Origin of the sequence: uncultured Parvimonas sp. (genome assembly GCF_963524015.1) — a bacterium.
Lineage (GTDB): Bacteria > Bacillota > Clostridia > Tissierellales > Peptoniphilaceae > Parvimonas.
The window spans coordinates 38,347-45,871 of record NZ_CAURDT010000008.1; the positions used below are offsets into that span (position 1 = coordinate 38,347).

A 7,525-nucleotide genomic window follows, 5' to 3' on the forward strand; every position below is an offset into this window, starting at 1 on the left:
AATTTAAGGAGGAATTTTATGGAAAAGACTCAAAAAAACAACAAACTAAATGCCAAAGATTTTATCTTTATTGGTATTTTTGGAGCAGTTGCATTACTGATTTTCTTTGTTACAGGAGCAATTGCTGCATTAACAGTGTTCGGTACGATTGCCAACATTCCAATCACTCTGTTTTTTGTATCAATAGCATTTATGCTTTTGGTATCCAAAGTGAGAAAAACAGGATCTTTTCTTATCATGGGAACAATAATTGTTTTACCGGGCTTTATGGCGGCGAATGGAATCGGTGTAGGGCTTTCAATTATTGGATGGCTGATTGCAGAAATTATTGCAACAAAAATGAAATATAGGGATAAAAAGGCAATAATAATCCCTTATGTAGTCGGCTCAACATTACAGACTGCTTTATTTACATTGCCAATGTATATGTCGCATGGAGAATATTTTGTTCAGAGGAAAGAAATTTTACATTTAACAGATGAGGCATTACAACAATACTTACAAGTGGTAGGTTCTTGGGAGATGTATGGTTCTATGGTAGCCTTAACCATTGTAACGAGCTTCTTAGGGGCATGGATTTCCATGAGAATATTGAAAAAGCATTTTGAAAAAGCGGGAGTAATTTAATCAATCTTTATTAGTGAGGGGAAAATGGATTAAATAATGGAGGTAATTGCTATGTATTTAGGGTCTGTCATTCATATAGAAAAAAACAATAGACCTTTTTGATACTGGCAATTATCATAAAAAAACCAATTTAAAATATAGGGAAAGAACAAATTTCGTTCATTTTAGAGGACTTCTTACGCCCGGATGCAGAAGTCCTCCTTTTTTTGCCTGAAAAACAGTCAGTCAAAAGAAATGGAGGACTTCGAAATGAAAAAAGAATATTATCTATATGTAAACGGACAAAAGGTAAAAGTCAGTGAGGAGATATACAAAGTCTACTGGCGGGAAAGAGAACATGAAAAGTATTTGGAGCAGGTGGACAGAAAAAACCACTTGCTCTTTTTTTCGTCCTTGGATCAGGATGGACATTTTGCAGAGAATATCATTGATGAAAGCGTTGATGTCGAAAAGATTGTGGAAACGCAGATGATGATTGAAGCAGTCAGAAATGCCATGTCAAGACTCAATGCAGAAGAAAGGGACATCATAGAGCGTTTGTACTTTCAGGATGAAACCGTCCGCTCGGTAGCAAGGCTAAAAAGTATCACACACCCGGCTTTGATTAAGAAAAGAAACAAAATCTTGGCGAAGCTGAAGAAATTTATCGAAGAAATTTAGAATTTCGGTAACCAAAGGGGTCAAATTTTCCTTATATAAAGTGAAGGGGAGTTTGACCTCTTTTACTTTCTTTTATAAGAGATAGGTTGCTATGGCAAATTGGAAAATAGAAAGAAAAATCCCTTTCAAATATTTTGTTCTTTGACAACTGAATAGACCAAGGTAGGACTTTATCTGCTTGTGGAGAATTATGACTTACGCCATGACCTTTCTGCTGAGAGATTTCGGTTTTATGAATACTGGGTAAACCAAGGAAACAAGAAAGCGAGCGACAAATAAGATTACATAAAAAACAGAGGTGGCAATCTGTTCGTTGAAATAAGCAGTGATAATGATACTTCAATAGTTTATGCCGGCTCGTCTGGAATAAGAGGCGGAGGTGAGATTCCTATGTTGTCAGCCAAGACACCTACCAATGTCAAAAAACTTAAAGAAAGAAAACAACAGGGAAAGGAGTTTTCTAATGAATGCAGAAGAATTAACAAGATATAAAAATATGTCGGTGGAAGAGATTGATCAAAGACTCGTTCCGGACATTGAAGATATAAAAAGTAAGAAGAATATTGATCCGATTTCCATGTACTTTATGAAAGTCGGAAATGTTATCGTCAAATGCAGTTATGCAGGAAACGGAAGAAGTTTAGCGGATTGCTTTTTGTCCTATTTAGAAAAGAAAGCGATGCTGCTTGATTAAAAATATGATAAAAGGGGCAGACTTTTTTACGAATTTATGGTATAATACGAATCAAATAGGGATACAACTTAAATAAGTGCTTGAAAAGACTCCAAGTTATCATATTTCTCTTGAAAAAGAATATGAAAGTTTGGAGGTTTTGTTATGTCTAAAAGAATTTTGGATACCTATCGGGTAGCCATGTATCTTCGACTATCTCAGGATGACGAAAAATACGATAAAGATTTCAAGGCGGAAAGCAACAGTATTTCCAATCAAAGACTTCAAATCCAAGATTACATTGATAAAAACGAGGAGATGGAGCTTGCAGGCGAATATGTAGATGACGGATATTCAGGAATCAATTTTGAGCGACCGGCATTTAAAGAAATGATGGAGGATGTAATCACAGGAAATATCAACTGCATTGTGGTAAAAGATTTATCCCGTTTCGGCAGAGATTATATTGATAGCGGAAGATACCTGCAAAGAGTATTTCCCTCTCTTGATATAAGATTTATTGCCCTAAATGATAATTATGACAGCTATACAGCCAGTGAAACGGAAAAGAACTTGGTCATTCCGTTTAAAAGCTTCATCAATGACAATTATTGTAGGGATACTTCCGCAAAGGTCAGAAGTGTCTGCAAGGTAAAGAGAAAACAGGGACAGTTTATCTCAAACTATGCTCCTTACGGCTATGAAAAAGATAAGGAAGATAAGCACAAAATAGTAATTGATAAAGAAGCGGAATATGTGGTGCGTAAAATCTTTTCAATGAAGCTTGAAGGGTACAGCTCCTACTCTATTGCCAAACACTTAAACGATAATGGAATCCCATCACCGATGGAGCATAAAAAGGCAAAGGGAATAAGGTATAAGACAGGCTTCAGCACAAAGGCGGTTGCCAAATGGGATACGCCGGCAGTTAATCGTATTTTAACCAATGAAATCTATATCGGAACACTGCAACAGGGAAAACGGGAAAAGATAAACTATAAGCTGGATAAGGTGGTTTCCAAGGATAGAAGCGATTGGATTGAAATCGAGGACAATCATGAAGCTATTATTGATATTTATGACTTTGAAATTGCCCAAAAACTTTTGAAATGTGATATAAAGGCAAAAAATGTTGGGGAGAAAGCGGATTTGTTTTCAGGTCTTTTATTTTGCAAGGACTGTAATGCTCAGATGACAAAGAAAGTCGATAAGAGAGGGAAAACTCCCACTATTTACTATATCTGCTCCCAGTACAACAAAGGAAAAGAGTGCAGCAGGCATTCAATCAAACAGGAAGAATTAAAGCTAAGCGTACTTGAGATGATTCGCCATTATATCAACTCTCTTGGGAAGTATGAAAGCATTTCGGAAAAAGTAAGGGACATGGAAGTATCTTATGAGCTTTTTCAGAAAATAGATAAAAGACAGGAGTATACCAAGAAAAGCAAGGCAAAGTTTGAACTTTTAAAATCGGCTCTGTATCAGGACTTAAAAGAAGGAATCATTTCTGAAGAAGAATTTTACGGTATGAGAGAGTTTTATACAAACCGTATCGTAGAAAGCGAACTGATTTTAGAAAAGCAGAATAAAGAAATTTCAAGACTCTATCAAAAGAGTTTGGGAAACAAAAACTTCCTGTCAGATATTAAAAAGTACAGGAATATAAGCACCTTAGAAAGAGGGCTTCTTGTAAGACTTGTCGATAAAATCTATGTTTTGGAAGAAAAAAGGATAGAAATCCATTTTAACTATGATGAAACTACAGATATACTGGATAAGTTAAGCGACTACACAAAGCAATCCTCCGAGCTGATGAAGGAGGTGGTGTAGATGGCAAGGACAGCGAACAGGCGGGCAAAAGCGGAAGAAGCTCTGTTAAGCAAAGAAAGCGGAAACAGTTTTCAAACAGCGATTTACACAAGAATATCAAGAGATAAAAAAGAAAAGCCGAGTGATTCCATTGAAAATCAAATTGCTCTTTGTGAAAGTTATATAAAGAAAAATGATGGTCATAATTTGGTTGGAATATATAAAGACATCGCAAAGACAGGGACAGAATTTGAAAGACCTGACTTTGAAAAACTTATGGGAGAAGTAAGGACGGGAAAAGTCAACTGCATTATTGTAAAAGACCTATCCCGCTTTGGAAGAAATTATACGGAGCTTGGAAACTTCATTGAAAAGATATTTCCGTTTCTTGGAGTAAGATTTATTGCGGTTAATGACAATCTGGATACCTTTCACATGGAAAATCCCAATAAATCTCTTGAGGTAATCTTGAAGAATATTGTAAATGAAACTTATGCAAAAGACATTTCAAAGAAAGTATCAAGCTCTCATCAGATGAGGATCAAACAAGGCGGATTCATCTGTGGTGCGGCTCCTTATGGCTATACAGCAAGAAAAGATGAAGATGGAGTAAGACGGTTATATGTTGATGAAAATACAGCTTCCATCGTAAAAGAAATTTTTGATGCGTATTTGAAGGGATTTAGTACACTTGATATTTCAAAGTTACTGCTTGAAAAGAAAGTATATATAGCAACTGATTATAGGAAGTTTGGAAAAGCTAAAGCTGATGAAAATGAACTTATAAGAGCTTGGATGCCAACAACAATATTACAAGTGCTTAAAAATCGTGTATATACAGGAACACTCATTCAAGGCAGAAATCAAAAGCATTTATTTGAAGGTAAAAAGAGAGAAAGGCTTGACGAAGAACATTGGACAATAACAGAAGATGCCCATGAAGCAATTATCTCGCTTGATACATTTGAAAAGGTACAGGAGAAAATTTCCTCAAAATCTAATTCCATTAAAAATAGCAGAAAAGAAAATAAGAATGCTAAGGATGATACAGTATTTAGAGGAAAACTCTATTGTGGGATTTGTAAGAGAAAAATGAGCGTACACAGGCAAAAAAGCGGTAATAAAACTGTATTTTATTTTAGCTGTAATCGGTTCAGAGAATTTACAACAGAAAAATGCGGAACATCTATTACAGAGGCTACTCTTGAAAAAACTGTTAAAGCAGCCTTTGATGCTATTCTTTTAAATAACAGTAAAAGTTATAAGGCTTATCTGAATGCTTATGACAATCTTAAAATAGAGTTGGATAAGAAAAAGGAAAAAGAAATAACTGAAATTGAAAGAAAAATTTTAGGCTTTAGCAGACTTCAAAGTGAGTATTATGAAAAATATGTTTTGGGCAAGTGGAGTAAAGAAGATTTTGAAAGGGAAAAAGGACTTCTGGGTAAAAAGAAAGCAGAACTCGAAAGCCTAAAAGAAAGACAAGTTGCTATCTTTGAAAAAGAAGTATTTGAACTTGAAGAAAGGCATAAGTACCTTACAGCGCTTTTTAAAGGTAAAACAAAGAAATGGGATAAAGACTTTGTAGATAGCATCATTGATAAGATCTTTATAGGGAAAGATAACACAATAGAAATCAAATTTAATTTTGAAGAAACTCCTGTGATTACTGAAAAACTCGGTAGAAAGACAAGGAGGAGCTGATATGAATACAGTAGATTTTTATTTAAGACTTTCCTTAGAAGATGGCGATCAGCAAGACGAAAGCAACAGTATCACTTCCCAAAGAGAAATCTTAAAAGACTATATCCGCTCCAAAGAAGAATTTACAGGCTTTCAGATACGGGAACACATAGATGATGGTTATACCGGAACAAACTTTAATCGCCCCGCATTTCAAAAGATGATTGCTCTTGTAAAGAAAAATGAAGTAAAGACCATACTCGTAAAAGATTTATCTCGCTTTGCCAGAGATTATATCGAATCGGGAGCCTACATTGAGCAGATCTTTCCCTTTATGCAAGTTCGATTTATTTCGGTGAATGACAACTATGACAGTAAGAACAACGAGAACGGAATCAGCAGTTTGGAAATTCCTTTTAAGAATCTTGTCTATGACTACTATTCCAAGGACATCTCACAGAAAATCCGTTCTTCCGTTAAAATCAGACAAGAGAAAGGCTATTACTTCGGCTCAAAAGCACCCTACGGATATGTGAAAGATGAAAACGACTATCATCAGCTCATTGTAGATGAAGCAGTAAGACCGATTGTGAAAGAAGTGTTTGCAAGATATTTAAGCGGAGAAAGTATGCTTTCGATTGCCAAAGACTTGAATGAGAGAGAAGTCTTAACACCCGGTAAGCACATAGGACTGAAAAGAGGAACGGGGATTTGGACAGGACAGATTGTTCGCTATCTCTTAACCCAACGGGTTTATACCGGAGCAATTGTTGGCGGAAAGACAAGAGTGTATGAAGTCGGATCGGATCATCGGCAATGGATAGATAGCGAGGACTGGATTATACGAGAAAATATGCACGAAGCCATCATATCCCAAGAGGACTTTGCGGAAGTTCAAAACCGATTAAGCAGCAATGCAAAATATATCAGCCGAGAACGGAAGCATTTCCATATTCTTCAGGATAAAGTCTATTGCGGGAAATGCCATCATAAGATGAGCTATACCGTTTACTCCGGAAAAAATGACGGATATTATTGTCCGTATCGGTACAAGGCAAAAGACTGTGGCTGTATGAAAGGAAAGATACAAGCCTCGGTACTGGAAGAAATCGTGTCAAAGGAAATTCAGCTTTATACCGAGAGCTTTCTTGAAAAAGAACAGACGAGAATGATTGAGCATAGAGTCAGAGAAAGTATTTGTGAGAGCCTGCTTGAGCGAAAGAAAAAACTGGAAGCGGAACAACAAAGGAATCAAATTTCCAAAATGCAGTGTTATGAAAGGTATAAGCAAGGGATCGTGGAGAAAGAAGAATATCTCTCAAAACGAGAATCCCTGACACAAAGAGCAAAGAATATCGAGCAGGAAATATCGATTATAGAGAACAAGATACAAGAAAATACAGTTTCAAGACATCATTTGAATGTCGATAAGTTAAGAGAAGCAGTATCCGAAGGAGAACTTGTTTTAGACTGGATCAACGAAGTGATAAAAAAAATCTATGTTTATGACAAGGACAAGGTGGAGATTGTTTGGAAATTTGAATAAAGAGGACAAAGAAATGGATAAAAAAGATGAAATGATGATTGTAAATCATGAATCCCTTGTAAAAAAGATTTATATTATTAGGGGACAAAAGGTTATGCTTGATTTTGAATTAGCCGAAATCTATGGATATGAAACGAAAAATTTCAACAGGCAAGTCAAGAATAATATTGAGAAGTTTGAAGGCGAAGATTTTATGTTTCAACTAACAACTCAAGAAGTTGAAGAACTTTCAAGGTGCAAAAATTTCACCTTGAACAGAGGCACCGGACGAGGTAGTAATATTAAGTACAATCCTTATGTCTTTACAGAGCAAGGAATCTATATGTTGATGACTGTATTAAAGGGTGATCTTGTAGTAAGGCAAAGTAGAGCTTTAGTTCGTACTTTCAAACAAATGAAAGACTACATTGTAGAAAATCAAGGGTTGATTGGGAAAAGAGAGTTTTTACAACTTTCGATGCAGATTACAAGCAATGTCGTAGAAATGCAGGATTTAAGACGGGATTTAATGAATGTGGAAGATAAGG

General features: G+C 35.8%; 7 protein-coding genes. All 7 read left to right on the top strand.

Going from position 1 to position 7,525, the window contains the following annotated elements:
• Positions 1-18: 18 nt before the first annotated feature.
• Positions 19-627: an MptD family putative ECF transporter S component gene (locus tag RWJ08_RS06860; protein ID WP_009530038.1), complete on the top strand. Its 609-nt coding sequence runs from the start codon at positions 19-21 to the stop codon at positions 625-627.
• Between the two features lie 249 nt (positions 628-876).
• A complete protein-coding gene (locus tag RWJ08_RS06865; RefSeq protein WP_313961550.1) occupies positions 877-1,287 on the top strand; it encodes a sigma-70 family RNA polymerase sigma factor in 411 nt (136 codons plus the stop codon).
• Between the two features lie 463 nt (positions 1,288-1,750).
• A complete protein-coding gene (locus tag RWJ08_RS06870) occupies positions 1,751-1,981 on the top strand; it encodes a DUF6870 family protein (protein ID WP_313961551.1) in 231 nt (76 codons plus the stop codon).
• A 144-nt stretch (positions 1,982-2,125) separates the two neighbouring features.
• Positions 2,126-3,790 (top strand): recombinase family protein, encoded by a 1,665-nt coding sequence (locus tag RWJ08_RS06875; protein ID WP_313961552.1) that lies wholly within the window; start codon positions 2,126-2,128, stop codon positions 3,788-3,790.
• Positions 3,791-5,473: a recombinase family protein gene (locus RWJ08_RS06880; RefSeq protein WP_313961553.1), complete on the top strand. Its 1,683-nt coding sequence runs from the start codon at positions 3,791-3,793 to the stop codon at positions 5,471-5,473.
• A 1-nt stretch (position 5,474) separates the two neighbouring features.
• Positions 5,475-6,998: a recombinase family protein gene (locus RWJ08_RS06885; protein ID WP_313961554.1), complete on the top strand. Its 1,524-nt coding sequence runs from the start codon at positions 5,475-5,477 to the stop codon at positions 6,996-6,998.
• Positions 6,999-7,011: 13 nt separating this feature from the next.
• Positions 7,012-7,525 (top strand): ORF6N domain-containing protein (locus RWJ08_RS06890; protein WP_313961555.1); only part of this gene is annotated, 514 nt, incomplete at its 3' end.

Bases quoted from the DNA above. Each gene is read 5' to 3' on its own strand.
- RWJ08_RS06860 (WP_009530038.1), top strand. From the start codon at position 19: ATGGAAAAGACTCAAAAAAACAACAAACTAAATGCCAAAGATTTTATC.
- RWJ08_RS06865 (WP_313961550.1), top strand. From the start codon at position 877: ATGAAAAAAGAATATTATCTATATGTAAACGGACAAAAGGTAAAAGTC.
- RWJ08_RS06870 (WP_313961551.1), top strand. From the start codon at position 1,751: ATGAATGCAGAAGAATTAACAAGATATAAAAATATGTCGGTGGAAGAG.
- RWJ08_RS06875 (WP_313961552.1), top strand. From the start codon at position 2,126: ATGTCTAAAAGAATTTTGGATACCTATCGGGTAGCCATGTATCTTCGA.
- RWJ08_RS06880 (WP_313961553.1), top strand. From the start codon at position 3,791: ATGGCAAGGACAGCGAACAGGCGGGCAAAAGCGGAAGAAGCTCTGTTA.
- RWJ08_RS06885 (WP_313961554.1), top strand. From the start codon at position 5,475: ATGAATACAGTAGATTTTTATTTAAGACTTTCCTTAGAAGATGGCGAT.